Below are 25962 nucleotides of genomic sequence, written 5' to 3' on the forward strand. Positions count from 1 at the left end.
GCCGTGTCAAGGCGGGAAAGCGTGCCTTGACACGGCGTGCCGGCCGCTGATGCGGCTGCGTATCGGGTTGGCAGGGGGTGTGGTCGGAGGGTTGCGTGGGCTGCCGGGTGGCGGTTGTGACTGGGGTGGGCCGCCTGGCGGCGGCCTTCGTGGGGCCGCCCAGCGGCGGCCCGGTCGGTCTGCCTGGTGGCGGTCCGGTGGTTGGCCTGGTGGTGACCTTTGTGCGGCCGCCTGGTGGCGGCTGGTGCGTCGGGCTGAGGGTCAGACCACCCAGCCCTCGGCGAACCCCTCCTTTTGGTCTGGACAACTTGCGTATTGGTCCAGACAATTAGGGCCTCCCCTTGACTGGAGGACCGATGAGGCGTTCCCGACTTTCCGCCATCCTCGCCGCCTTGCTGCTTGCCCTCTCCGGGCTTCTCGCCGTTCCGGCCGAGGCCGCCAATCTTCTCGCCAACCCCGGGTTCGAAGGCGGCTCTCTCTCCGGCTGGACCTGCGCCAACGCCACCGCCGTGAGCACGCCCGTCCACTCCGGCAGCTATGCCCTCGCTGGGACCCCCGTCGGGGCCGATTACGCTCAGTGCTCTCAGGCCGTTGCCGTTCAGCCCAACACCAGTTACTCCGTCTCCGCCTGGGTTCGGGGGAATCCCGTCTACCTCGGCGTTACCGGTGGTCCCTCGACCTGGTCGGGCAACTCCGGCTACAACCAGCTCCAGCTCACCTTCACCACCGGTAACCAGACCTCCGCCCAGCTCTACCTCCACGGCTGGTACGGCGCCGGGACCTACTACGCCGACGACGTCGTCTTCGACGGTCCTGGCGGCAACACTCCCGGGACACCCTCCTCGCCCGGCGCGCCGCAAGTCACCGGCGTCACCACCAACTCCGTCGCGCTGAGCTGGGGTTCTAGCACCGGGACCGTCAGCGGGTACCGCGTCTACGAAGGCTCCACCGCCGTTGCCACTGTCACCGGCACCAGCGCCACCATCAGCGGACTCACCCCCTGCACCACCCACACCTACACCGTCGCCGCCTACAACAGTGCCGGGGAGTCGCCTCGCAGCCCCGCCGTCAGCGGGAGCACCGCCGGCTGTGTCGATACCGGCCTGCCCAAGCACGCCCTCGTCGGCTACCTGCACGCCAGCTTTGCCAACGGCTCCGGGTACGTCCGGATGGCCGATGTGCCCTCGGCCTGGGACATCATCGATCTCGCCTTCGGGGAACCGACCTCCGTCACCTCGGGGGACATCCGGTTCACCCGGTGCCCCGCCGGTGAATGCCCGAACGTCGAGAGCGACGCCGACTTCATCGCCGCCATCAAGGCCAAGCAGGCCCAGGGCAAGAAGGTGCTCATCTCCATCGGCGGGCAGAACGGCCAGGTGCAGCTGACGACCACCGCCGCGCGGGACAAGTTCGTCAGCTCCGTCTCCGCCATCATCGACAAGTACGGGCTCAACGGCCTCGACGTCGACTTCGAGGGGCACTCGCTCTCACTCAACGCCGGGGACACCGACTTCCGGAACCCGACCACGCCCGTCATCGTCAACCTGATCTCCGCGCTGAAGACGCTCAAGGCCAAGTACGGCTCCGGCTTCGTGCTCACCATGGCGCCGGAAACCTTCTTCGTGCAGGTCGGCTACCAGTTCTACGGCGGCTCGGGCGCCGGTGACGCGCGCACCGGCGCCTACCTGCCCGTCATCCACGCCCTGCGGGACTCGCTCACCGTCCTGCACGTCCAGGACTACAACTCCGGCCCCGTCATGGGGCTCGACAACCAGTACCACAACATGGGCGGCGCCGAGTTCCACATCGCCATGACCGACATGCTCAAAGCCGGCTTCAGCGTGGCCAGCACCGGGCAGTTCTTTCCCGGGCTGCGGCCCGACCAGATTGCCGTCGGGCTGCCCGCCGCGGTCAGTGCCGGCAATGGCTACACCTCGCCCGGCGATGTCCAAACAGCGGTGAACTGCCTGGTCAAGGGCAGTGGCTGTGGCTCGTACACGCTGCGCGGGGGCACCTCGCCCGCCCTGCGCGGGCTGATGACGTGGTCGATCAACTGGGACAAGTACTACGGCTGGGAGTTCCAGAACAGCCACGAACCGTTCCTGAACGCGCTTCCCTGACGCGGGCCGTGTGCCCCGCCGCCCGGGTGGGGCACACTGTCCGACGTGGTCAAGCCGGCGCAGGGCGAATCCGTGCTGAGCCGCGTCGTCCGGATCTTCGAGACCTTCGGGCCGGACACGCCCGCCCTGCGCGTCACCGACATCGCCCGGCGGGCCGGCCTGCCCGTCGCCACGGCGTCGCGGCTGGTCGAGGAGCTCGTCGGGCACGGCTGGCTGCGGCGGGATCCCGACCGGCGGGTGCGCGTCGGCTTGCGGCTGTGGGAACTGGCCTCCCGCGCCTCACCGACCCTCGGCCTGCGCGAAGCCGCGATGCCGTTCATGGAGGACCTGCACGCAGTCGTCGGGCACCACACCCAGCTCGCCGTGCTGGAAGACCGGGAGGTGCTGTTCGTCGAGCGGCTCTCCGCGCCCGGGGCGACGCTCAACGTGACGCGGGTGGCCGGGCGGCTGCCGCTGCACGCCTCCTCGTCCGGGCTCGTGCTGCTCGCTCATGCGCCCGCCGACCTGCAGGAACAGGTGCTGGCCGGCCCCCTGGAAGCCTTCCGGCGGACGACGCTGACCGACCCCGCGCGGCTGCGCCGGTTCCTCGCCGACGTGCGGCGCACCGGCTACGCGTTCTGCGCCGGCTTCATCGACGAGGAGACCACGGGCATCGCCGTCCCGCTGCGGGGGCCCGGCGGGGACGTCGTCGCCGCGCTGTCGGTGATCGTGCCCAACGACCGGAACGCGCGGGCGCCGATCCCCGCCCTGCAGGCCGCCGCGCGGGGCATTTCGCGGGCGATGGGGAATTTCTCTCACTGAATGAGAATGCCGTAGTGTCGGGCGGGGCCGCCGATCCATGCTCGGGCTCTCCCGCCGGAAAGGACCTCCTCCAGTGCGCACCCAGGTCGTCATCGTCGGCGCCGGCCCGGCCGGGCTGCTGCTGTCCCACCTGCTCGGGCTCGAAGGCATCGACTCGGTGTTGCTCGAGCGGCAGACCGCCGAGTACGTCCAGGCGCGCATCCGCGCCGGCATCCTCGAGGCGGGCACGGTCGAACTGCTGCGGGAGGTCGGCCTCGGCGCCCGGCTCGACGTCGAGGGCATGGAACACCGCGGCATCCACCTCCAGTGGCCGGGAAACCGGCACCACGTCGACTTCACCGACCTCATCGGCCGGTCGGTGACCGTCTACGGGCAGACCGAGGTGACCAAGGACCTGATGGCGGCCCGGGAAAAGGCCGGCCGCCCGGCGTACTACTCGGCCACCGACGTCACGCTCCACGACGTCACCGGCGAACCGCACGTGACCTTTGTGGACAGTGACGGCCGGGCGCGGCGGATCGACGCCGACGTCGTCGTCGGCTGCGACGGCTTCCACGGGCCGAGCCGCGCGTCGATCCCGGAGCCGCAGGTCTGGGAGCGGGCCTACCCGTTCGCGTGGCTGGGCGTGCTGGCCGACGTCGCCCCGTCGACCGACGAGCTGATCTACGCCTGGCACCCGGACGGGTTCGCGATGCACAGCATGCGTTCGCCGCGGGTGAGCCGGTTCTACCTGCAGGTCGCGCCGGACGAGGACATCGCCGAGTGGAGCGACGACCGGATCTGGACGGCGCTGTCCGAACGGCTCGGCGTCCCGGGGTGGACCCTGGAAACCGGGCCGATCACCGAGAAGAGCGTCCTGCCGATGCGCAGCTTCGTGACCACCCCGATGCGGCACGGGAACCTCTACCTGGCCGGGGACGCGGCGCACATCGTGCCGCCGACCGGGGCGAAGGGGCTGAACCTGGCGGTCGCGGACGTCGCCCTGCTGGCCCGGGCGCTGACGGCGTCCTTCCGCGGCGACGACGAACTCGTGGCCGCCTATTCGGAGACGGCCTTGCGGCGGGTCTGGCGCTGCACGCACTTCTCCTGGTGGATGACCTCGATGCTGCACCGCCACGGCGACGACTTCGACGCCCAGCTCCAGCTCTCGCAACTGCACCGCACGGTGACGTCGGCGGCCGCGAAGACCGAGCTGGCCGAGAACTACGCCGGCCTGCCGCTGTAGGACGCCGGCAGCCGGACGGTGAACGTCGAGCCGATGTCCACTTCGGACTCCACGGTCACCGTTCCGGCGTGGGCCTGCACGAGGTGGCGCACGATCGCCAGGCCGAGCCCGCTGCCGCCGGTCTGGCGGCTGCGGGACTTCTCGGCCCGCCAGAACCGGTCGAACACGTGCGGCAGGTCCTCGGCGGCGATGCCGGTCCCGGTGTCCGCCACGGCGAGCGCCACCTCGTCCACAGTGGACGAAACGCGGATCGTCACCCGGCCGCCGGCCGGCGTGTGGCGGATCGCGTTCGTCACCAGGTTGCCGACGACCTGCCGCAGCCGGACCGGGTCCGCCGCCAGCGCGCAGTCGCCGGCGGTGTCCACGGTGAGCGTGACCCCGGCGGCGGCCGCGCGGTCGGCGAGCGCCGCGGCGACGTGGCCCGCGAGCTCCGCCGCGTCGACGGGCTCGGGGTGCAGGCGCAGCTGCCCGGCGTCGGCCGCCGCGAGGTCCTGCAGGTCGTCGACGATGTGCTGCAGCAGCACGGTCTCTTCGAGCAGCGACGCCGTCAGCGTCCGGTCGAACGGCAGGTGCCCGTCTTCGGCGGCCTCCAGCCGGCCGCGGATCACGTTGAGCGGGTTGCGCAGCTCGTGGGCGATGTCGCTGACCATCGCCTTGCGCTGCTCCTCGATGCGCTCCCGCCGCGCGGTGAGGTCGTTGAACGCGGCGGCGAGGTAGCCGACCTCGTCGCGGGACTTCACCGGCGCCGGCCGGTCCTGCTTCGCGGCCTCGGTCAGGGCTCGCAGCGGGCGGGACAGCCGCAGCGCGACCAGCGCGGTGAGCGCGACGGCCAGCGCCAGCACGCCGCCGGTCACCGCGAGGATCCGGGTCAGGTTTTCCCGGGACAGCGTGAACGTCGGCAGCGGCGAGCCGCCCGGGCCGAGGGTGAAGAGCAACGCGGGCGGCGCGACGTACGGCGTGAGCTGCTCGCGGCGGCCCGCGTCGAGGCAGGCCTGCACCGGACGCGGGTCGGGAGGGCCGAGAACCTCCAGGTCGAGGCCGATCTTCACCTCCTCGCCGCCCTGGCTCTGCAGGCAGTGGTTGACGGCCTCGTTGAGGCCGGTGAGCGCGGCCCGCTCGGTCGGCGTCGGCTCGGCCAGCTCGAACAGCCCGCACTTGCCGGCGTAGTACCGGGCGGTCAGCGGATCGATCCCGGTGAGCAGCGGCCGCCCGCTCGGCGAGTCGCGCACCTGGCCGGGCAGGCCGAGCGAGGCGAGGCAGGCGGTGGCCTTCGAGGCCAGCGCGGTGAGCTCTTCGCGTTCGGACGGCGGCAGCTTGAAGGGGCCGGCCGCGCGCGGGTCGATGCCGCTCGTCCCGGCCCCGGGCAGCAGCACCGGGTCCACGTGCAGCGGGTCGACCGAAGCGGTCGCCTTGACCGGCAGGGTGACCGGCGCGCCGCCGGAGTCGCCGAGGACGTGCCGGTCGAGGGTGGTCAGCACGACCCGGCGGCCGGTCTGCTCCGACAGCGCCCGCAGCCGGGGGCCGACCTGGTCCCACGTGTGGTTCACCGCGGCGAAGCCGAGCAGCTCGGTGTAGATCGTCGCGTCACCCGAGAGGGCCTGGCCCTGCTCCTGCTGGATCGCGCGGGTCGTGGTCTGCACGGCGAGCCACGCGGTGGCCGCGATGGAGGCGAGCGCGATGAGCAGCGAGACGGCGGTGAGCCGGACGACGAGACTGCGCCGGCGGGGGAAGCTACGTGTCATTTTCCGCCGTCAGCTTGTAGCCGACACCGAAGACGGTCCGCAGGTAGACCGGCTTCTGCGGGTCCGGTTCGAGCTTCTTGCGCAGGTTGAGCACGTGGACGTCGATGATCCGGGTGCTGACGAACCGGTCGTCGCCGCGGGTCAGCTCGAGCAGCTGGCGGCGGGTGAACACCCGGCCCGGCTGCCGGATCAGCGTCTCCAGCAGCTGGAACTCGCCGGGGGTCGTCTCGACCGGGCGGCCGCCGACCGACACCTCGTGCCGCACCGGGTCGAGCCGCAGCCCGCCGGCGCGCAACGCCGTGTCGGGCGGTTCGCGGCGGCCGGCGGTGCGCCGCAGCAGCGTCCGGACCCGGGCCATCAGCTCGCGCGGGCTGTACGGCTTGGTCAGGTAGTCGTCGGCGCCGAGGTCGAGGCCGAGCAGCAGGTCGTCCTCGGTGGCGCGGGCGGTGAGCATCAGCACGGCGACGTCGGACTCCTGCCGCAGGATCCGGCAGACGTCGAGGCCGTCGACCTTCGGCATCATCACGTCGAGGACCAGCAGGTCGGGCCGGTCGCGGCGGGCCTCGTCGAGCGCCGCCCGGCCGTCGGGGGCCAGCACCACGGTGTGGCCTTCGCTTTCGAGGTAGAGCCGGAGGACCTCGGCCTGCTTCTCGTCGTCCTCCGCGACCAGTACACGTGCGCACACGGCGTCGAGGGTAGGCGTCCTGACACCGTTCCCACCGCATCCTGACCGGATCTTCACACCTTGGAGCCGCGGTGGCGGGTGTGCGTCAGACCGCTTGCCGGCCACGGGAGCCATGGCTACGCCGGGCGGCGCTCGCGGACCCACGCCCGGACGACGTCGTCGAGCACCTTCAGCGGCAGCTTTCCGCCGCCGAGCACGACACCGTGGAATTCCTTGACGTCGAAAGAATCCCCGAGGGCTTCCGCGGCGAACCGGCGCAGGCGCTGGATTTCCCGCCGTCCGGTCAGGTAGGCCAGTGCCTGGCCGGGGGTCTCGATGTACCGGTCGGTCTCGGACTGCACCTCGACCTCGCTCAGGACGGTGTGCGCGCGCAGGAACTCGACGCACTGCTGCCGCGTCCAGCCCAGCGCGTGCAACCCGGTGTCGACCACCAGCCGGGCGGCGCGGACCGAGTCCTCGGCCACCATGCCGAGCCGCATGACGTCGTCGGAGAACAGGCCCATCTCGTCGGCGAGCCGCTCGGTGTAGAGCGCCCAGCCTTCGTCGTAGGCGGTGATCAGCGCGATCCGGCGCAGCTGCGGCAGTTCGGGCAGCTCCTGGGCCAGCGATTCGGCGAAGTGGTGGCCCGGCACGGCTTCGTGGAAGGCGACGGTCTCGGCGATGAACCGGTCACGCGTGTGCACCTCGTGGGTGTTGGTGAAGTAGACGCCCGGCCGCGAGCCGTCGAGCGCCGGAGGCAGGTAGTACGCGGCCGCGGCGACCGGCGCTTCGGCTTCCGGCACGGCCTTCACGACGCACTCGGCCTTCGGCACCTTCGGGAACCAGCCCGGCGCGGCGGCGGTCGCGCGGGCGACGGCGTCCCGGGCGGTTTCGAGCATGTCCTCGGCGTCGCGCCAGCGGAGGCTCTCGTCGTCACGCAGCCGGCGGCGCACCTCGGCCGGGTCGGTCAGCCCGAACACGCTGCCGCCAAGTTCGGCGTACTCGGCTTCGAGCTCCGCGAGCACGTCGAGGCCCAGCTGGTGCAGCTCGGCGGGGGTGAGGTCGGTGGTGGTGTGCATGCGCGCCAAGGCGGCGTAGTGCGCATCGCCGTCTTCGAGCCAGCAGAGGCCAGGCTGGTCGTCGGACCGGCCGCGCCCGGCGACTTCGGTGGCGACGAACTCGCGGTAGCGGGCCAGCGCGGGCCGCACGACCTCGGCGACGAGCGTGTCGCGCCGGGCACCGCGGTCTCCGGTGAGCCGGTGGGGGAAGAGGGCTTCCTGCGCCAGGTACCGGTCCAGGAACGCGACCGCGTTGTGCGCCATCCGGTCCACCGGCCGCCCGGCCCGCTGGCGTGCGGCCAACGCCTCGTAGAAGGCGGGGAAGGCGGCCAGCCGGGCCAGGAAGTCCTCTTCGGCCTGCTCGCCGACGGGCTCGAGCTGCGGAAGGCCAGCAGCGACATGCCGGCGGCGACCATCGGGTCGGCGAGGGTGACCTCCACGACGCGGGTGTCGATCTGGGTGATCAGCGCTTCGGCCTGCTGGACGACGACGCCGAGCGTCACGCGGTCGGGAACGGCCGAGGCTTCGGCCCGCCGGAGGACCCCGGCGGCTTCCGCACGGAGGCGCGCGTGGCCGGCTTCGCTCGGATCGGGCAGGTGGGCGTCGTGCCCGGGGATCCCCACGAGGGTCGCTTCCAGCGGGGACCAGGTGCCCAGGAGGTGGAGGAGTTCGTCGGCGAGCGCGTTCGCTTCGGAGGTCATTTCCCCATTCTGTCGGCGCTCGGTGCCCCTTGGGGCCGGCCGAGCCATTGGGAGAGGGCGTCGTGGAGCCCGTCCGGGCCGAGCCAGGCGAGGTGCCCGTCCGGGCGGATCAGCGCGGGGGCCGGGAACGCGGCCGCCCGCGCGGTGACGGTCTTGACCCGGTCGCCCCACCCCTCGGCCACGGCGGCCGCGTCCGGGCCCTCGGCCAGCAGGACCGCTCGCCCGTCGCGGAAGTGCCCGGCCAGCGTGGTGCCGTCGGTCAGCGGCAGGTCGGGGACGCGCCGGCCGAGCAGCGGGTGGTCGCCGGGCCGGCCGTAGTGCTGCCACTGGCCGCCGATCATCGAGACCACGTGGGTGGCGCCGTCCGGGGTGTCCAGCAGGTCGGCCACCACCTCGCGCAGCGCGTCGGCCCGCGGTCCCCGTGCCGTGCTCAACGCGGTCTGCGCCATGCTCCACTTCTGTACCCACGCGCCGATCGGGTGGCGTTCGGCTTCGTAGGTGCCGAGCAGCGCGTCGGGCGCTGCGCCGCGCGCGACGAGCGCGAGCTTCCAGCCGAGGTTGACCGCGTCGCCGAGGCCCAGGTTCAGGCCCTGCCCGCCCGCGGGCGAGTGCACGTGGGCGGCGTCCCCGCAGAGCAGCACCCGGCCCCGGCGGTAGGTGGTGGCCTGCCGGGTCGTGTCGGCGTAGCGGGTGCCGGCGTGCACGCGGGTGACCGTCACGTCGGTGCCGCTGACCCGGCGCAGGCTGACCTGCACCTCCTCGGCCGTGACGGGGGCGTCCCGGTCGGCGGGCGGGCCCTCGTGCTCGACGGTGTGCACGCGGGGCGGCCCGTCGCCGTCGGCCCAGCCACCCAGCGCGTAGGCGCCGTGTTCGCCGTGCTGCCAGCCGCCCGCGGTGAGCTTCTCCGGATCGGCGAGGTCGACGACGGCCTGGCGGCCGGTGAAGACCGGGTCCACGCCGGGGAAGCCGAACCCGGCGAGGCGGCGCACCGTGCTGCGGCCGCCGTCCGCGCCCACCAGCCAGGCGGCCCGGACGCGGTCGTGTCCGATGTGGACTGTCACGCTGTCCTCCCCGGCGTCGAACCCGGTCAGGGCGGCTCCCCGGCGGATCTCCGCGCCGAGTGCCGACGCCCGCTCCGCGAGGATCGCTTCCAGATCGGCCTGGCTGATCACCCCGGCGCCGAGGAACTCCTCGCCGGGCCCCGGCGGCTTGAGCCGGTCGACGCGGATGCCGATGCCGGCGAAGTGGCCGACGAAGATGTCGGGATGCTCGCCCTCGGCGAGGTCCGGGAGCTCGCCGAGCCACATCGCGGCGGCCGCTTCGACGGCGGGCAGCAGGCCGCGCAGGTGCAGCGCGTGCACCGAAGGCGCGTTGAGCGAACGCGCCCCCAGGGACCCTCGCCGGGCCGGCGGGACGTCCGTCTCGCGCTCGAGGACCAGCACGCGGGCGCCGCCCAGCCGCAGCTCGGCGGCCAGGAGCAGGCCGACCGGGCCGGCGCCGGCCACCACCACGTCGTAGTCCATCTCTTCTCCCCAGAAACCCGGCAACGGTGTTCGCAGTAATGCCACGGTAGCGAACTGGGTACAGTGTTCGCAATATCGAGGAGGTGGCCGGTGCCGTCGAACGACCACCCGGTGATCTGGATGCGCCCCGAACACGGGACAAGGGGCCCTAAACCCGCCTACGGCCGGCGGGACGTGGCGGCCGCCGCGGTCCGGATCGCCGACGCGGAGGGGATCGAAGCCGTCTCGATGCGGCGGATCGCGGCGGAGCTCGGCACCGGGACGACGTCGCTGTACCGGTACGTGTCCAAAAAGGACGACGTGCTGGAGCTGATGGGCGACGAGGTGCTGGGCGAGCTGCGCGGCACGAAGCTGCCGGGCGGCTGGCGGAACGGCCTGCGCACGATCGCCCGCCTGCTGCGCGAAACGGCTCTGCGGCACCCGTGGCTGCCGTCGCTGTCGTCGGGCCGGGCCAACCAAGGCCCGAACAGCCTGTGGTGGGCGGAGCTGTCGTTGTCGGTGTTCGACGGCATGGATCTGGACACCGACGAAATGCTGGCCGACCTCGGCACGCTGTCGGCGTTCGTGCTCGGCCACGTGCAGGGCGAGCTGGGCGACCAGGAAGCGGCCCGGCGGTCCGGGCTAACCCACGAGCAGTGGATGGAACAGCAGGGCGAGTACGGGCCGTCGATCATGAACAGCGGCCACTACCCGCGGCTCACGAGGGTGATGATCGAGGCGAAGACCCCGCACGCCGCCGACCGCCAGGACCGGCTGTTCGCGGCGGGACTGGAGCGGGTGCTAGCCGGGCTGGCCGCCCACCTGCCCCGGACGTGAACCGGGCCGGGAGCGGAGTGCGCTCCCGGCCCGGTCGCCGTCAGGTCAAGCTCGAACAAGGTCTCGCATCAGGATCCTTCGCCCCTTGCGGCACCCATCGCACGTTCGCGAACGACGCCTGGAACGGGCCGTCCGTGTACACCAGGAACGGGGTGTTGATGTGCTCGAAGTCGAGCCCGTTGTCGAAGCAGGACACCGGGATCTTCACCGTCGTCTTCGGGCCGCCCGCCAGGTCGGTGAACAGCTTCGTCGCGTTCACCTCGCTGAAGCACGGGTACACGCAGTGCATGCTGATCACCGTCCGGTTGGCCGGGGCCTGCTGCACGGTCGTGTCGAACTCCAGCGCCGCGTTCGCGTTGAGGTAGCCGCGCAGGTCGTTCGTGCCCGCCGTGTTCTGCATGTACAGCTGGGCCGCTCCCGCCCCCGTCCAGGTGGCCTTGAGGCCGTCGCCCTGCACGTTGACGTCCGTCGGGACGACGTTGATCTCGCTGTGCGAGGCCGTGCCGTCCGGGCCGATCACCGTGCCGCCCCAGTTCTCCGCCGAACCGATCTGGCTCGTGTACGGCGGCACGTCGGTGCGGTCGTAGATCGACAGGTCCTCGGTCGCGGTCCCGCCGCCACCGGTCGCCCCGCAGGACGCCGGGCCGGACGTCTCGTCCAGCTGGCCGACCGTGACGCGCTGGCCGCTCTTCAGGCCGTAGCCCAGCTTGAACAGCGGGTCGTAGTCCGGCGACCACGGGTTGAGCGGCGACTGGCACGCGCTCTTCGGCCACGAGTACGACAGCGTGCCCTGGTAGCCCGTGCCGTCCTTGCCCTTGACCAGCATGTCCGCGACGCCGCCGCCCTCGGTGCCGGGCAGCCAGGCCGCCACGAACGCGTCGGAGCGGTTGATCTCCTTGTTCATGTACAGCGGGCGGCCGCCGACGTACACGGTGACGACCGGGGTGCCCTTGCCGCTGACCTTGTCCAGCACGGCCAGGTCCTCGGGGTAGAGCCGCGCCGCTTCGAGCGACTTGCGGGTCAGGTCGCCGACACCTTCGGCGTACGGCGTCTCGCCGATGACCGCGATGACCGCGTCGAAGCCCTTCGGGTCGACGGTGCCGGTGGCGTCGAAGGTGACGTTGGCGTCGCCCAGGTTCTGCTTGATGCCGGTCAGGATCGACGTGGCGTTCGGGAAGTCGGCGTTCGTGTTGCCGGTGCCCTGCCAGCTGAGCGTCCAGCCGCCGGTCTGGTTCTGGATGTTGTCGGCGCTCTTGCCGACCACCAGGACCTTCGACGCCGGCTTGAGCGGCAGCACGTTGCCGTTGTTCTTCAGCAGCGTCTGCGACTCGCGGACGGCGTCGCGCGCCAGCCAGTTGTCCTTCAGCGCCTCGTCGGAGTTCGCGTAGGAGCGGTCGGACGGCTTCTGCGACTCGAACAGGCCGTCACGCAGCTTGACGCGCAGGATGCGGGTGACGGCGTCGTCGATCCGGGACATCGGGATCTGGCCGCTCTGCACCTGGGCGACGGTGTTGGTGATAAACGCCTTCCAGTCGTTCGGCACCATCACGATGTCGATGCCGGCGTTGATCGCCTGCGGGCACGAGGAGTTCGTGCAGCCGGTGACCTGGCCGATGCCGTTCCAGTCGGACACGACCAGGCCGTCGAAGCCCATCTTGCCCTTGAGGATCTGGTTCAGCGCCTTGTCGCTGCCGTGCAGCTTGCCCTCGTTGATGCCGAGGTCGGCGTTGGTCCAGCTGTTGAACGACACCATCACGGTCTGGGAACCGGCGGCGAGCGCGCCGTAGTAGCCCTGGCCGTGGATGTTGATCATGTCCGCTTCGGACGAGGGGTTGACGCCCTGGTCCTGGCCCTTCAGCGTGCCGCCGTCGCCGATGAAGTGCTTGGCGGTGGCGATGACGCCGTTGTAGCCGATGCGCTTGGTGGCGCCGTCCTGGAGGCCGTTGATGGCCTCGAAGCCGTAGGAGCGCGTGATGCGCGGGTCCTCGGAGAAGCCTTCGTAGGTGCGGCCCCAGCGGTCGTCCTGCACGACGGCGAGGGTGGGCGAGAAGGCCCAGTCCTGGCCGGTGGCGCGGATCTGCCGGGCGGTGGCGCCGGCGACGTCGCGGACCAGGCACGGGTCGTGCGCGGCGCCGAGGCCGATGTTGTGCGGGAAGACGGTGGCGCCGTAGACGTTGTTGTTGCCGTGCACGGCGTCGATGCCCCAGATGACGGGGATCTTCGTGCGGCTGGTCTTCGAGGCGTTCCAGAAGGCGTCGGCGAGGTTCAGCCAGTCCTGCTGGGTGGCGTTCTTCTTGCCGCCGGGCCACGAGCCGCCGCCGTTGAGCACCGAGCCGATGGCGTACTGGCGGACCTCGTCGGGCGTGATGGCGGCGATCTCGGGCTGCGTCATCTGCCCGACTTTTTCCTCCAGGGTCATGCCCTTGAGGAGTTCGGCGATCCGCTGCTCGTCGCCGGCCTTCCCCTTGAACCGGCTGTCGACCTTCGGCCAGTCCGCGAGGGTCGGGAGGCTCTTCTCGATCCGGGCGCAGCCGTCCTTGTCCTTGGCGGGCTGCCCGATGACGGGCTGCGGCGGCTCGGCGGCCTGGACGGGCGCCGCCTGGGCGACCCCGCCCAGCAAGCTGAGGCTCACCAGTGTGACGAGCGAACTTCGGCGCGCACGGGACCACGCGCGGGATCTTCTGGCCATAGGTCTGGTCCATTCTGCGATGAACGGCGGACCGGCCGATCCTCACCGGGCGACGGGGACGGCGTCAATAGGTTTCGGGGTAGTTATTTCTCGACATAAAATAAGAGTCGTCCGGCGACCTGGTGACGTGCCGTCCTGTCTAGCCCGCGGGGGTGGGCCGGGCAAGGGTGCTTGCGGGCAAGGGTTTTGCCCGTTCGGCGGAGCGCGATCGGGTTCGCCGCGGCGGGGACGACGGTGAATTCGACGAATTCAGCCGCGGGTCTCAGCCGAGCACCGAGCCCGGCAGCTCCTCGAAGATCAGCCACGTCCGCGTCGACCGGACCCCCTCGAGTGCCTGCAGCCGCTCCAGGACCACGTCCCGCAGCGTCGAGTTGTCCGGCGTCCGGACCAGCAGCAGGATGTCGAAGTCCCCGCCCACCAGGGCCACGTGGTCCACGTACGGGATCTCGTGCAGGTCCGTCGCCATCGTGCGCCAGGACGTCTGCTCCACCGTCACCATGATGTACGCCGACGTCCCGAGGCCCGCCCGGCGGGGATCGATCCGCGCGCCGAAGCCCGTGATCACCCCCTCCCCCATCAGCCGCTCCAGTCGCGCGTAGGCGTTCGTCCGCGAGATGTGGAGGCGTTCCGCCAGGGCGCGCACCGCCAGGCGGCCGTCCGCCGACAGCTCCGCCAGCATCGCCCGGTCGACGTCGTCCAGCGCCGGGACCGTTCGTCCCGGCAGACCCCCGTGCGCCAGGACACCGGTGGACGTTTGGTCACCGGAAGCCGTCGAAGGAGACTTTTTGTCGCTCATTTCCGCCAACCCTTGAACACAACGCCGCCGCGAACCACCATTTCAGCATCATATGTCTGGGAGAGGTGGTGCGCGTCATGGCTGTGGAGACCCTGCTGCCGTCCGCTACCCCGGTGCGGTTCGTCGCCGAGGACGGAAGCCGTGCCGACCAAGCCGGCAGCTACGGCGAACCGGCCGAAGCGCGGCTCAAGGAGGCCTACCGGCTGATGGTCCTCGGCCGCCGGTTCGACGTGCAGGCGACCGCGCTCACCAAGCAGGGCCGTCTCGCCGTCTACCCCTCCAGCGCCGGCCAGGAAGCCTGCCAGGTCGCCGCCGCGCTGGCCCTTGACACCCAGGACTGGCTCTTCCCGACCTACCGCGACTCCGTCGCCCTCGTCGCCCGTGGCCTGGAGCCCGGCGAAGTCCTGACGCTCCTTCGCGGCGACGCGCACTGCGGCTACAACCCGGTCGAGACGCGCGTAGCGCCTCAATGCACTCCGCTCGCAACGCAGACGCTCCACGCCGCCGGCCTCGCGCACGCGATGCAGCGACGTGGCGAAGACGCCGTCGCGCTGGCGTTCATCGGAGACGGCGCCACCAGCGAAGGCGACTTCCACGAAGCGCTCAACTTCGCGGCCGTCTTCAAGGCGCCCGTCGTCTTCTTCGTGCAGAACAACCGCTTCGCCATCTCGGTGCCCTTCGAGAAGCAGAGCGCCGCCGAAGCGCTGGCGTACAAGGGTGTCGGCTACGGCATGCGCTCCGAGCAGGTCGACGGCAACGACGCCGTCGCCGTGCTGGCCGTCCTCGACGACGCCGTGAAGCACGCGCGCGAAGGCCGCGGCCCCGTCCTCGTCGAGGCGCACACCTATCGCATCGACGCCCACACCAACGCCGACGACGCCACCCGCTATCGCGACGCCGACGAAGTCGCGAAGTGGCGCGAAGCGGACCCGCTCAAGCGGCTCGAGACCTACCTCAAGAGCCGGAACGTCCTTCAGGACACCGAAATCGAGCGGTTCGCGGCCGACGCCGAGGTGTTCGCCCAGTCCGTCCGCGACACCCTCAACGCCGAGCCCGAACTCGACCCGCTGTCACTGTTCGACCACGTCTACGCCGAACCGACCCGCCAGCTCGAAGCCCAGCGGGCGGCCCTCGCAGCCGAACTGGAGGCCTGATGACGACCACCATGGCGCAGGCCCTCAACGCCGCCCTGCGCGACGCCCTCAAGGACGACGACCGCGTCCTCGTCTTCGGCGAGGACGTCGGCACCCTCGGCGGCGTCTTCCGCGTCACCGACGGCATCACCGCCGACTTCGGCGAGGACCGCTGCTTCGACACCCCCCTGGCCGAGTCCGGCATCGTCGGATTCGCCGTCGGGATGGCCATGGGCGGCTTCCGCCCGGTCGTCGAGATGCAGTTCGACGCCTTCGCCTACCCCGCCTTCGAGCAGATCACCTCGCACGTCGCGAAGCTGCGCAACCGCACCCGGGGTGCGCTGCACCTGCCCATGGTCATCCGGATCCCGTACGCCGGCGGCATCGGCGGCGTCGAGCACCACTGCGACTCCAGCGAGGCCTACTACACGCACACGCCCGGCCTGCGCGTCGTCACGCCGGGCACCGCGCAGGACGCCTACGACCTGCTCCGCGACGCCATCGAATCGCCCGACCCGGTCATCTTCCTCGAGCCGAAGTGCCGCTACTGGTCGAGCGAAGAGGTCACCTTCACCCGCTCCGGCCCGGCCATGGACCAGGCCCTGGTCCGCCGGCACGGCAAGGACGTCACGCTCATCGCGTACGGCCCGATGGTAGCGACCGCACTGGAAACCGCCGAGGCGGCGAAGGCCGAGGGCTGGGACGTCGAGGTCGTCGACCTGCGTTCGCTGGCGCCGTTCGACGACGAGACCGTCACGGCTTCGGTCCGCCGCACCGGGCGGGCGGTCGTGGTGCACGAGGCCGCCGGGTTCGGCGGGTACGGCGCCGAGGTCGTCGCGCGGGTCACCGAGCAGTGCTTCCACCAGCTGCACGCGCCCGTCCTGCGGGTCACCGGGCTCGACATCCCGTACCCGGCGCCGAAGCTCGAGCGCCACCAGCTGCCCGACGTCGACCGGATCCTCGACACGATCGCGCGCCTGCAGTGGGACGACACGCCGGTGGTGGCCGGTGCCTGACTTCCTGCTGCCGGACCTCGGCGAAGGCCTGACCGAGGCGGCGATCGTGGACTGGCGGGTCAAGATCGGCGACACCGTCGCCGTCGACCAGGTCGTCGTCGAAGTCGAGACGGCGAAGGCGGCCGTCGAAGTGCCGGTGCCGTTCGCCGGCGTGGTGTCCGCGCTGCACGGCGAGCCGGGGCAGCTGCTGCCGGTCGGCGCGCCGCTGCTGAGCGTCGGCGGGTTCGCCGAGCCGGGGGTGACGACCTCTTCCGGGAGCGGCAACGTCCTCATCGGCTACGGCACCGCGCCGACGACCCGGCGCAAGCGGGCCCGGCGTCCGGTGAGCGTCACCGCGCCCACGCGGCCGAAGCAGCCCGGCGTGATCTCGCCGTTCGTCCGGAAACTGGCCGCCGACAACGGGATCGACCTCGCGAAGGTGACCCCGGGCGGTCCGGACGGCATCATCCGCCGCGCCGACGTCGAAGCGGCGCTGAAGAAGACCGGCTCGAAGGGCCGGCGCATCCCGCTCACCGGCGTGCGCAAGGCCGTCGCCGACAAGCTTTCGACGTCCCGGCGCGAAATCCCCGAGGCCACGGTCTGGGTGGACGTCGACGCGACCGGGCTGGTCGCCGCGCGGGCCGCGCTGAACGCCAAGAGCGACCGGCCGGTCAGCCTGCTCGGCCTGATCGCGCGGTTCGCCGTCGCGGGGCTGAAGAAGTACCCGGAACTGAACTCGCGCGTCGAGAGCGACGAGATCGTGCTGCTGGACGAAATCCACCTCGGCTTCGCCGCGCAGACCGACCGCGGCCTGGTCGTGCCGGTGGTGCGGGACGCCGGGGCGCTGTCGACGCGGGACCTGTCGGCGGCGATCGGCGAGCGCGCCCGCACCGCGCGGGAGGGCAAGCTCGCGCCCGCGGACCTCACCGGCGGCACCTTCACCGTCAACAACTACGGCGTCTTCGGCGTCGACGGCTCGGCCGCGATCATCAACCACCCCGAGGCGGCCATCCTCGGCATCGGCCGGATCATCGACCGGCCGTGGGTGGTCGACGGCGCCCTGGTGGCGCGGAAGATCTGCGAGCTGACGCTGGCCTTCGACCACCGCGTCTGCGACGGCGGCACGGCGGGCGGGTTCCTGCGGTTCGTCGCCGACTGCGTGGAGTCGCCGGTCACCGCCCTCGGTGATTTGTAGACGCACCGGGCGCATTGGCCGGTCGTGACGGCCGTGGCACTTACAGTGGTCGCGTGACGACACCGGCCCAGCACGACCGCGACCTCGCGGAGGGGCGCGTCGCCCGGCTCAAGCAGGACCTGCGGGACGGGCTCGCGACCCCGCCCGGGGACGTCGAGGCGATGGACGAGCTCGTGGCGAACGCCCACCGGCTGCTCGACGCCGAAGTGGCGTTCGACGAGGCCGAGCGGCGGCTGGCCGACGCCGAGCTCGAATCCCGGCACGCGGCGACCCAGCGTGCGGTCGTCTGGCTCGCGGCCGCGCCGGTGCTGGTGCCGCTGGTCGCCGCGGCACTGGTGCTGTTCGAGGTGCTCTCGCCGGTGTGGCTGCTGGTCCTGGTCCCGCTCTTCGGCGCGGGCCTGTGGGTCGGTTTCGCGCCGGTCCGCCGGGCCGGGGCGGTGATCCGCGAGCGGACCCGGGCGGCGTGGGCGGGCAGCGCCACGGCGGTGGTGCTGGTCTTCGCCCTGGTCCCGTGGTCCGGGACGGTGGTCAGCACGGTCCTGGCGGCACTGGGCGCCGCGGGCACGATCGCGCTGCTGTGGCGGGAAAGCCGGACGCCATGAGCCACGGCTACGCGACCTACGGCGACGACCCGGAGTTCACGCAGGAGTACGACTACCCGGACGCCGTCGACCCGACCCGGCGCGACCTCGACGAGCTGTTCACGGCGGTCGACGGGCTGCGCGAGGCCGGCGACCGCCTGGGCCAGGACGTCGCCGAGCTGACCGAGCGGCTCGAGAGCGGCGGCCCGGACCGCCAGGACGACCGGATCGACCGCCTCGGCCGGCAGCTGGAGCGGCTGCAGCAGCAGGTCCGCGTCCTGGAGCGCGCGGTCCGCGTGTCCGACGGCGTCCCGCAGGTGAACCTCGACGACGTCGGCCCGGAGACGCGGGCCCTCGCGGCGGAGGCGGCGCGCTGGGACGACCTGCACAAGGAGCTGGTCACGAAGGAGCAGCGCGCGCGGTACGCGGAGGAGATCGCGCACCTCGACGCGGTCCGGTCGGCGCTTTCCCGGTGCGACACCGACCTGCTGGAGGTGGTGCGCGTCCTGGCGTCGACGGAGCGAGCGTCCCGGGCCCGGGGCGACGCGGAGTCGTCGTTGCGGGCGTTGTCGACGCGGCGCCGGACGCTGCTGGACGAGGAGATCCCGGCGGCCTCGGCGGCGGCGGAGAAGGCGCGGCTGGCGCTGCGCGAGGCGGACGCGGTCGAGGCGCGCGTGGTCCCGCAGCTGGAGCGGGCCGAGCGCGCGTGGCACGACCTGCAGGTCCGGTTGCGGACGCGGATCACGGACGCGCTGGGTTCGAACGCACTGCTGCCGACGTGGTTCGGGCACGCACTGGGGGTGGCGCCGCCGTCGGGGACGTCGGGTGACGCCTGGATCCGCACGGCCGCGTCGGTCCTGGCGTACCGGGTGACGTTCGGGGTCGCCGACCCGGCCCTGCCGCTGGGCCCGCCCGCGGGCGAGGACGCGGACACGACCGAGCGGCGGTGGACCTGGCGAGCCAGGCTGGAGTCCGACTTGGACGACCTCTCGCTGTAGGCGGTTCAGTCGCGGAGGGCTGACTCCAATCGGCGGTGCAACTCGCCGAGGCGGGTTTTGCCCGGTTTGCCCGGCGGGAACTTCTGCAGGAGGGCGTGGACCTCCGGTGGGGCCTGGGAAAGCGCCCACTCGACCTCCGCCTCGGCGGAGCCGCCCGCCAGTTCGCGCGCCAACGCCGCCTGCTGGGCCGGGCCCACGATGTGCTTCACCTGGTGCGGCGACTCCAGCGGATGCAGGTACGCCGCACCCGCCGCGCCGACCGCGGCCCGCGCCGCCGCCGAAGCCGCCGGGTCGGGGGCCGCGCCCGCGGCCGCCAGTGCGGCCCACGCCGCCGTGCGCAGGGCCTTGGTGCGCGGGCCGCCCGCGGCGAACTCCCGGGCCGCCGTGATGGCCGCGGCCGGGCGGGGGTCGTCCGGGATCAGCGGCAACACGCGTTCGGCGCAGGCGGCGGCCCAGCTCGTCAAGGCCCGCAGTTCGTCGAGATCCAGCTCCATGCCCTTGAAGCTTATCCTTGAACCGCCGGTTGAAACTCGGGGCGGCGCAGGGCCTGGCGGCGCAGGCGGTTGAACAGTTTCGCGTTGTTCAGCGCGAAGACCCCCACGGTGGCGCCGTCGCGGGAGAACGTCGCCACGAACGAGGTCGACGCAGGGTCGCCTTCCACGAACGTGAGCTCGTCGTCCGGGCGGGGGTGGCCGGCCAGCTGCAACGTCCCCGAATACTGGTCCGACCAGACGTACCCGCTCGGCGCGTACGTCCGCGCGGTGTGCCCGGCCAGCAGGTTGGCCACCGCGATCGGGGCCTGCTCCGAGGCGTTCGTCCAATGCTCGTGCCGCCGCCCGCCGTACCGGGCCACGTCCCCGGCCGCCACCACCTGCGGGAGCGAAGTGACCAGTCCTTCGTCCGTGTGGACGCCGTTGCCGACCTTCAAACCCGACCCTTCGAGCCACTCGGTCGACGGCGTCATCCCGACGCCCGTCACCACCACGTCGGCCGGGACGACCGCACCGGACGCCAGCGAGACGCCGGCCGGGGAAAGCCCGGTGACCTGGACGCCGCAGCGCAGGTCCGTGCCGTGGTCGAGGTGCAGCCGGGCGCAGACCGCGGCCAGCGAAGGGCCCAGCACCGGTGCCAGCGGCGCGGCCAGCGCTTCCAGGACGACCACGTCGAGGCCCAGCGACCGGCAGGTCGACGCCACCTCGGCCCCGATGAACCCGGCTCCGACGATGGCTACGCGGACCCCCGGGACCAGCGCGGCGCGCAGCGCGAGAGCGTCTTCGAGCGTCCGCAGCACGAACGCGCCCTCGAAGCCCGGCAGCGTGCGCGCGCGGCCGCCGGTGGCGATCACGACGCCGTCCGCGTGCACCGACGTGCCGTCCGACAGCCGTACGCGCCGGTCGGCCGGCTCCAGCGCCGTCGCCCGGACGCCGAGCCGGAAGTCCAGGGCCAGCGACGCCAGGTCACCGGCGTCGAGCAGGTCGAGGGACTCCCGCGACGCCGTCCCGGCCAGAAAGCCCTTGGACAGCGGCGGCCGGTCGTAGGGCAGGTGCACCTCGTCGCCGATCAGCACGATCCCGCCGTCGTACCCCTGCGCGCGCAGCTCCTGCGCCGCGCGGACCCCGGCGAGCGACGCGCCGACGACCGCGATCCGCTTCACGCGGCGTCCTCGCCGGCCACGCCCTGGACGTAGACGACGCCTTCTTCGACGACCACGGCGTACGTGGGCACCGGGTCCTTCGCCGGCAGGCAGGTCGGCATGCCCGTGCGCAGGTCGAACAGCGCCGCGTGCAGCGGGCATTCGACGAAGCAGCCTTCGAGCCAGCCGTCGGCCAGGGAGGCGTCCTGGTGGGTGCACGTGTCGCCGATGGCGTACAGCTCGCCCTCCTCGGTGCGGAACACCGCGATGGCGGGCGGTCCGGGGATCCGGACGGACTCGCCGGGGGGCAGCTCGTCCACCGTGCACGCGCGAATCATGACGCCTCCGGGAAAAGTTGCGCATTGGGGAACATCAACTGCGATACGCAACAAGTCTGAGTCCGGTGACGGGGTGCGTCAAGGGGGTACGCCCCGGTAGTTTTCGTTACCGGATAACGGGTATCCGGGCACGCCGCGGCGCCCGTGCCGGGGATGGTGGCACGGGCGCGACGGCCTTGGCGGCTAGTTCTCCCCGTGCCGGTAGAACTGCGTCTTGATCGGGGCGAGCGGGGTGTTGCCGAGAATCAGGTCGGCGGCCTTCTCGGCGGTCATCATCACCGGCGCGTAGATGTTGCCGTTGGTGATGTAGGGCATCACCGACGCGTCGACCACGCGCAGGCCCTCGGTGCCGTGCACCCGCATGCTCTGCGGGTCGATGACGGACATGTCGTCCACGCCCATCTTCGTCGTGCACGACGGGTGCAACGCCGTTTCGGCGTCCTTCGCCACCCAGTCGAGGATTTCTTCGTCGGTCTCGACGGACGGCCCCGGCGAGATCTCCCCGCCGTTGTACGGGTCGAGCGCGGACTGGTTGAGGATCTTCCGCGCCACCCGCACCGCTTCGACCCATTCCTTGCGGTCGGTTTCGGTCGACAGGTAGTTGAACTTGATCGCCGGGTGCTGCCGCGGGTCGGTCGAGGTGATCTTCACCGAGCCGCGGGTGTCGGCGTACATCGGGCCGACGTGCACCTGGTAGCCGTGCCCTTCGGTGGGTGCCGAGCCGTCGTAGCGGATCGCCACCGGCAGGAAGTGGAACATCAGGTTCGGGTACTTCACCTCGTCGTTGGACCGGACGAACCCGCCGCCCTCGAAGTGGTTCGTGGCGGCCGGCCCGGACCGCAGGAACAGCCACTGCGCGCCGATGTACGGCCGCTTCCACTTCGCCAGCGACGGCTGCATCGACACCGGCTGCTTGCAGGCGTACTGGATGTACACCTCCAGGTGGTCCTGGAGGTTTTCGCCGACGCCCGGCAGGTCCTTCACGACGTCGATGCCGAGCTTCTCCAGCTCCGCCGCGTTCCCGACGCCGGACAGCTGCAGCAGCTGCGGGCTGTTGATCGCGCCGCCGCAGAGGATGATCTCCTTGCCGTACACCTCGCCCGGCACGCCCCGGCCCTGCGCGTACTCGACGCCGACCGCGCGCGTGCCGTCGAAGAGGATCTGCGACACGAACGCGTGCGTCTTCACCGTGAGGTTGGGCCGGTCCAGCACCGGGTGCAGGTACGCGCCCGCCGCCGACAGCCGCCGTCCTTTCCGGACGTTCCGGTCGAAGGCGGCGAACCCTTCCTGCCGGTAGCCGTTGACGTCGTCGGTGCGCGGGTAACCCGCCTGCTCGGCGGCGTCGAAGAAGGCCTGGAACAACGGGTTCGACGCCGGGCCGCGCTCCAGTTCGAGCGGGCCGTCGTGGCCGCGCCACGGCCCGTCCGGCGGATCGGCGAGGCAGTTCTCCATCCGGTTGAAGTACGGCAGGCAGTGCGCGTAGTCCCAGGTGGACATCCCGGGATCGCTCGCCCAGCGCTCGTAGTCCATCGGGTTGCCGCGCTGGAAGATCATCCCGTTGATGCTGGACGATCCGCCGAGCACCTTGCCGCGCGCGTGGTAGATGCGACGCCGGTTCATGTACGGCTCGGGTTCGCTGCGGTAGCCCCAGTCGTAGAACTTCGACCCGATCGGGAAGGTCAGCGCGGCCGGCATGTGGATGAAGACGTCCCACTTGTAGTCCGACCGGCCCGCCTCCAGGACGAGGACCTTGTTCGAGGGGTCGGCCGAGAGCCGGTTCGCCAGCGCGCAGCCCGCCGAGCCACCGCCGACGATGACGAAGTCGTAGGTATCGGAACTCATGGAGCCTCCTCAGCCAGGCAGCGAATCCGGGGCGTTGTCGGGCATGTGCTCGGGGCTCGTGTGCGACGAGCCCCAGGTGCGGCGCCGGACGTACAGCATGATCGCACCGATGATCACGATCAGCCCGGTGACGATCACCGCGCCCCACTGGAAGTACCAGTGGTCGTCGCCGTAGACCTCGGCGCGGGGCCAGATCAGGTTGATCGTCATGGCCGCGCCGTAGAGCACCGCGACCAGGTTGACCAGCGTGCCCCAGCGGCCCAGCTTGAAGTACGGCCCATGCTCCGGCCGTGGCCAGTGCCCGCGCAGGCGGCGCACCAGCATCGGGCCGGTGACCATCAGGTAGGGGATGTAGAACAGGATGATCGCCGTCGAGGTCAGGATGAAGAACGCCCGCTGGTTGCCGAGGTTGATCAGCAGCACGACGACGGTGAGGCCGCCGGTCAGCAGCGCGGGCAGCACCGGCGTCTTGGACCGCGGCGACACCTTCGCCATCGCATGGCTGAACGGCAGGCGGCCGTCGCGGGCCATCGCCCAGGTCATCCGGATCGCCGCGGTCTGCACGGCCAGGCAGCAGACGGTGATGGCGATCGCCGAGCAGATCAGGAAGGCATCGCCGAGCCCTTCGCCGAGGGTGCTCTTCAGCAGGTACGGCATGCCGGACGTGCTCAGCTCCTTGGCACTCAGGTCGCCGACGGCCATCATGCCGAACAGCATGATCAGCCCGCCCACGATGAACGCGGCGGTGATGGCGCGCAGGATCGCGCGCGGCGCGTGCCGCCGCGGCTGGGTGGTCTCCTCGGCCAGCGAGCCCGCGGTGTCGAAGCCGTAGAAGACGTACGCGCTCATCAACGACGCCACCAGGAACGCCCCGAGGTACCCGAACGAGTGACCCTCGCCGGTGCCGGCGGTGTCGAACACGAGGCCGGGGCCGCGTTTGATGTGGATGGCCAGCGCGATCACGAGGAGGATGCTCGCGCCGAGCTCCACCGCGACGCCGAAGTTGTTGATCTTCGCCATCAGCTTGACGCCGATGATGTTGACGATCGTGGCGAACACGACCAGCACCAGGGCCAGGATGATGGCGTTCTGCGCGCCGCCGGGGGTCGACGTCAGACCGGCGTCTTCGTCGCTGCCGACGATCTGGAACGCGGTCGAGACCTGCGGCAGGATGATCTGGTAGGCGACCGCGACGGCCGCCGCCGTGACGATCGCGCCGATGATCATGATCCAGCCGGCCAGCCACGACGTCGCCGGTTTCGCGATCTGCTTGGCCCACTGGTACACCGAGCCGGCGAGCGGGAACTGCCCGGCGAGCTCGGCGAAGCACAGGGCGACGGCGAACTGGCCGATGAAGACCAGCGGCCAGGTCCAGATGAAGGCCGGGCCACCCGACCCGAAGCCGAAGAAGAAGAGCTGGAACACCCCGGTCAGGATCGAGATGTAGCTGAACCCGGCGGCGAAACTGGAGAACGAGCCGAGCGAGCGCTCGAGTTCCTGGCGGTAGCCGAACTTCTCGAGTTCGGAGCTGTCGTCGGGAGCAGGCCCCCCGCCCGCCGGTTTTTCCTGAGTGGTCATCGCGTGCGTCCTCACGTGGTGGGGGAAGGGGTGGGTTCAGCCCTTGAACCAGTGCTGCGGAGCGGGATCGATGTTCTGGTAGATGTGCTTGCTCTCCTGGTACTCGGCCAGCCCGGACGGCCCGAGTTCGCGGCCGATGCCCGATCTGCCGAAACCACCCCACTCCGCCTGCGGCAGGTAGGGGTGGTAGTCGTTGATCCACACGGTGCCGTGGCGCAGGGCCCCGGCGACCCGCTGGGCGCGGGACGCGTCCGACGTCCACACGGCTCCGGCGAGCCCGTACTCGGTGTCGTTGGCCAGCGCGATGGCTTCGGCCTCGTCGGTGAACCGTTCCACGGTGACGACCGGGCCGAAGACCTCTTCCCGGACGATCGTCATGTCCCTGGTGCAGTCGGAGAACACGGTGGGGCGCAGGAAGAAACCGCCTTCGTACTCGGGTCCTTCGGGACGCTTGCCACCCGCTCGCAGCGTCGCGCCGTCCTTGAGAGCGCCTTCGAGGTAGCTCTCGACCTTGGCGCGGTGCTGCGCCGAGACGAGCGGGCCCGTCTCGGTCGCCGGGTCCAGGCCGTCGCCGACGCGGATGCGGTCGGCGCGTGCGGCGAGGTCGGCGACGAACCGGTCGTGGATTCCGTCTTGGACGATCAGCCGGGCGCCCGCCGAGCAGACCTGTCCGGAATGGACGAAGGCGGCCATCAGGGCGTAGTCGAGGGCGGTTTCGTAGCCGGCGTCGTCGAAGACGACGTTCGGGTTCTTGCCGCCGAGCTCGAGGGCGACCCGGCGGACGCCCTTCGCGGCGGCCGTCATGATCTTCTCGCCGGTCGAGTAGCCGCCGGTGAACGAGACCAGGTCGACGCCCGGGTGCTCGACCATCGCCGCGCCGACGCGGCCGTCGCCGAGCAGGAGGTTGACCACACCGTCCGGCACGCCCGCTTCTTCCAGCAGGGCGACGAGCTTGATCGTGGTCAGCGGGGTGACTTCGCTGGGTTTGAGCACCACGGTGTTGCCGGCGGCGAGGGCGGGCGCGACCTTCCAGGACATCTGGAGCAGGGGGTAGTTCCAGGGCGCGATGAGGGCGCAGACGCCGACCGGTTCGTGCACGATCCGGCTGACGACGGTCGCGCTGCCCGCGTCGACCAGGCGTCCGGCCTCCTTGTCGGCGAGGTCGGCGTAGTAGCGGAAGACGTTCGTCACGTCGTCGATGTCGATCCGGCCTTCGCCGAGCGTCTTGCCCGTGTCGAGGCTCTCGGTGCGGGCCAGCTCCTCGCGGTCGCGGACCAGCAGATCGGCGGTCCTGCGGAGGAGCTGCGCGCGTTCGCCGGCGGTGGTCCGGCGCCAGGGACCCTGGTCGAAGGCCGTTCGGGCAGCTTCGACCGCGGCGCCGACCTCCTGGTCGCCCGCCTCGGCGAGGGTCTCGATGACCTGGCCGGTGGCGGGGTTGAGCACATCGAACATGCGGCCCTTCCCGGAGCGGTAGTGGCTGCTTCGCGTCGAGAGTGCGTACATTTGTACGCGAAGTGTGTACAGATGTCCACAA

The 25962-nt window shown here is 71.4% G+C and carries 21 protein-coding genes; 9 read left to right on the plus strand and 12 right to left on the minus strand.

The window, feature by feature from the left end; translation table 11 throughout:
- The first annotated feature begins 356 nt into the window (after nt 1-356).
- The 3 genes from ACWEVN_RS07085 (at nt 357) to ACWEVN_RS07095 (ending at nt 4146) form a co-directional block, all read left to right on the plus strand.
- On the plus strand, nt 357-2120 hold the full coding sequence (locus ACWEVN_RS07085) for a chitinase (protein ID WP_452050580.1): 1764 nt from the start codon (nt 357-359) through the stop codon (nt 2118-2120).
- Between the two features lie 45 nt (nt 2121-2165).
- Nucleotides 2166-2921, plus strand: a complete 756-nt coding sequence (locus tag ACWEVN_RS07090) for an IclR family transcriptional regulator (protein ID WP_452050581.1) — start codon at nt 2166-2168, stop codon at nt 2919-2921.
- A 73-nt stretch (nt 2922-2994) separates the two neighbouring features.
- Nucleotides 2995-4146 (plus strand): 4-hydroxybenzoate 3-monooxygenase, encoded by a 1152-nt coding sequence (locus ACWEVN_RS07095; RefSeq protein ID WP_452050582.1) that lies wholly within the window; start codon nt 2995-2997, stop codon nt 4144-4146.
- Here ACWEVN_RS07095 and ACWEVN_RS07100 read toward each other — a convergent pair.
- The 4 genes from ACWEVN_RS07100 to ACWEVN_RS07115 form a co-directional block, all read right to left on the minus strand.
- Nucleotides 4125-5888, minus strand: a complete 1764-nt coding sequence (locus ACWEVN_RS07100; protein WP_452050583.1) for a sensor histidine kinase — start codon at nt 5886-5888, stop codon at nt 4125-4127. The genes ACWEVN_RS07095 and ACWEVN_RS07100 overlap by 22 nt on opposite strands.
- Nucleotides 5878-6573, minus strand: coding sequence for a response regulator transcription factor (locus ACWEVN_RS07105; protein WP_310967286.1), 696 nt, complete (start codon nt 6571-6573; stop codon nt 5878-5880). Before ACWEVN_RS07105 ends, ACWEVN_RS07100 begins: the two co-directional genes overlap by 11 nt.
- A 116-nt stretch (nt 6574-6689) precedes the next feature.
- Nucleotides 6690-7913, minus strand: coding sequence for a DUF885 domain-containing protein (locus ACWEVN_RS07110; protein WP_452050584.1), 1224 nt, complete (start codon nt 7911-7913; stop codon nt 6690-6692).
- Between the two features lie 394 nt (nt 7914-8307).
- Nucleotides 8308-9834 carry an FAD-dependent monooxygenase gene (locus ACWEVN_RS07115; RefSeq protein WP_452050585.1) on the minus strand — a complete coding sequence of 509 codons (1527 nt, stop codon included), beginning with the start codon at nt 9832-9834 and terminating at the stop codon, nt 8308-8310.
- A 90-nt stretch (nt 9835-9924) separates the two neighbouring features.
- Here ACWEVN_RS07115 and ACWEVN_RS07120 point away from each other — a divergent pair, with 90 nt between their 5' ends.
- A complete protein-coding gene (locus ACWEVN_RS07120; RefSeq protein ID WP_449681093.1) occupies nt 9925-10650 on the plus strand; it encodes a TetR/AcrR family transcriptional regulator in 726 nt (241 codons plus the stop codon).
- A 40-nt stretch (nt 10651-10690) separates the two neighbouring features.
- Here ACWEVN_RS07120 and ACWEVN_RS07125 read toward each other — a convergent pair whose 3' ends face one another.
- Together ACWEVN_RS07125 and ACWEVN_RS07130 are read right to left on the minus strand one after the other, a co-directional pair.
- Nucleotides 10691-13282: a glycoside hydrolase family 3 protein gene (locus ACWEVN_RS07125; RefSeq protein WP_449681092.1), complete on the minus strand. Its 2592-nt coding sequence runs from the start codon at nt 13280-13282 to the stop codon at nt 10691-10693.
- Between the two features lie 319 nt (nt 13283-13601).
- Entirely contained in the window at nt 13602-14018 is a 417-nt protein-coding gene (locus ACWEVN_RS07130; protein ID WP_449681254.1) for an Lrp/AsnC family transcriptional regulator, read from the minus strand.
- A 194-nt stretch (nt 14019-14212) separates the two neighbouring features.
- Here ACWEVN_RS07130 and pdhA point away from each other — a divergent pair, with 194 nt between their 5' ends.
- From pdhA to ACWEVN_RS07155, 5 genes are read left to right on the plus strand one after another with little or no spacing between them, the layout of a single operon-like run.
- A complete protein-coding gene (pdhA, locus tag ACWEVN_RS07135) occupies nt 14213-15289 on the plus strand; it encodes a pyruvate dehydrogenase (acetyl-transferring) E1 component subunit alpha (protein WP_452050586.1) in 1077 nt (358 codons plus the stop codon).
- The gene (locus ACWEVN_RS07140; RefSeq protein WP_449677927.1) at nt 15289-16284 is read left to right on the plus strand and encodes an alpha-ketoacid dehydrogenase subunit beta; all 996 of its coding nucleotides are present in this window, start codon (nt 15289-15291) and stop codon (nt 16282-16284) included. Before pdhA ends, ACWEVN_RS07140 begins: the two co-directional genes overlap by 1 nt.
- Complete coding sequence (locus ACWEVN_RS07145) at nt 16277-17458, plus strand: dihydrolipoamide acetyltransferase family protein (protein WP_452050587.1); 1182 nt, start codon at nt 16277-16279, stop codon at nt 17456-17458. Before ACWEVN_RS07140 ends, ACWEVN_RS07145 begins: the two co-directional genes overlap by 8 nt.
- Before the next feature lie 53 nt (nt 17459-17511).
- Entirely contained in the window at nt 17512-18060 is a 549-nt protein-coding gene (locus ACWEVN_RS07150; RefSeq protein WP_452050588.1) for a hypothetical protein, read from the plus strand.
- Entirely contained in the window at nt 18036-19037 is a 1002-nt protein-coding gene (locus tag ACWEVN_RS07155; RefSeq protein ID WP_449681088.1) for a hypothetical protein, read from the plus strand. The genes ACWEVN_RS07150 and ACWEVN_RS07155 overlap by 25 nt, the downstream gene beginning before the upstream one ends.
- A 5-nt stretch (nt 19038-19042) precedes the next feature.
- Here ACWEVN_RS07155 and ACWEVN_RS07160 read toward each other — a convergent pair whose 3' ends face one another.
- From ACWEVN_RS07160 to ACWEVN_RS07185, 6 genes are all read right to left on the minus strand, one after another.
- Nucleotides 19043-19531 (minus strand): putative immunity protein, encoded by a 489-nt coding sequence (locus tag ACWEVN_RS07160; protein WP_452050589.1) that lies wholly within the window; start codon nt 19529-19531, stop codon nt 19043-19045.
- A gap of 11 nt (nt 19532-19542) precedes the next feature.
- Entirely contained in the window at nt 19543-20691 is a 1149-nt protein-coding gene (locus ACWEVN_RS07165; protein WP_452050590.1) for an NAD(P)/FAD-dependent oxidoreductase, read from the minus strand.
- Entirely contained in the window at nt 20688-21008 is a 321-nt protein-coding gene (locus ACWEVN_RS07170) for a bifunctional 3-phenylpropionate/cinnamic acid dioxygenase ferredoxin subunit (protein ID WP_449681085.1), read from the minus strand. Before ACWEVN_RS07170 ends, ACWEVN_RS07165 begins: the two co-directional genes overlap by 4 nt.
- 183 nt (nt 21009-21191) lie before the next feature.
- Nucleotides 21192-22850, minus strand: coding sequence for a choline dehydrogenase (gene betA, locus ACWEVN_RS07175; protein WP_452050591.1), 1659 nt, complete (start codon nt 22848-22850; stop codon nt 21192-21194).
- Between the two features lie 9 nt (nt 22851-22859).
- Nucleotides 22860-24428: an amino acid permease gene (locus ACWEVN_RS07180; RefSeq protein ID WP_452050592.1), complete on the minus strand. Its 1569-nt coding sequence runs from the start codon at nt 24426-24428 to the stop codon at nt 22860-22862.
- Between the two features lie 36 nt (nt 24429-24464).
- A complete protein-coding gene (locus ACWEVN_RS07185) occupies nt 24465-25931 on the minus strand; it encodes an aldehyde dehydrogenase family protein (protein ID WP_452050593.1) in 1467 nt (488 codons plus the stop codon).
- Nucleotides 25932-25962 lie beyond the last annotated feature (31 nt).

Source organism: Amycolatopsis sp. NPDC003861 (assembly GCF_053605405.1).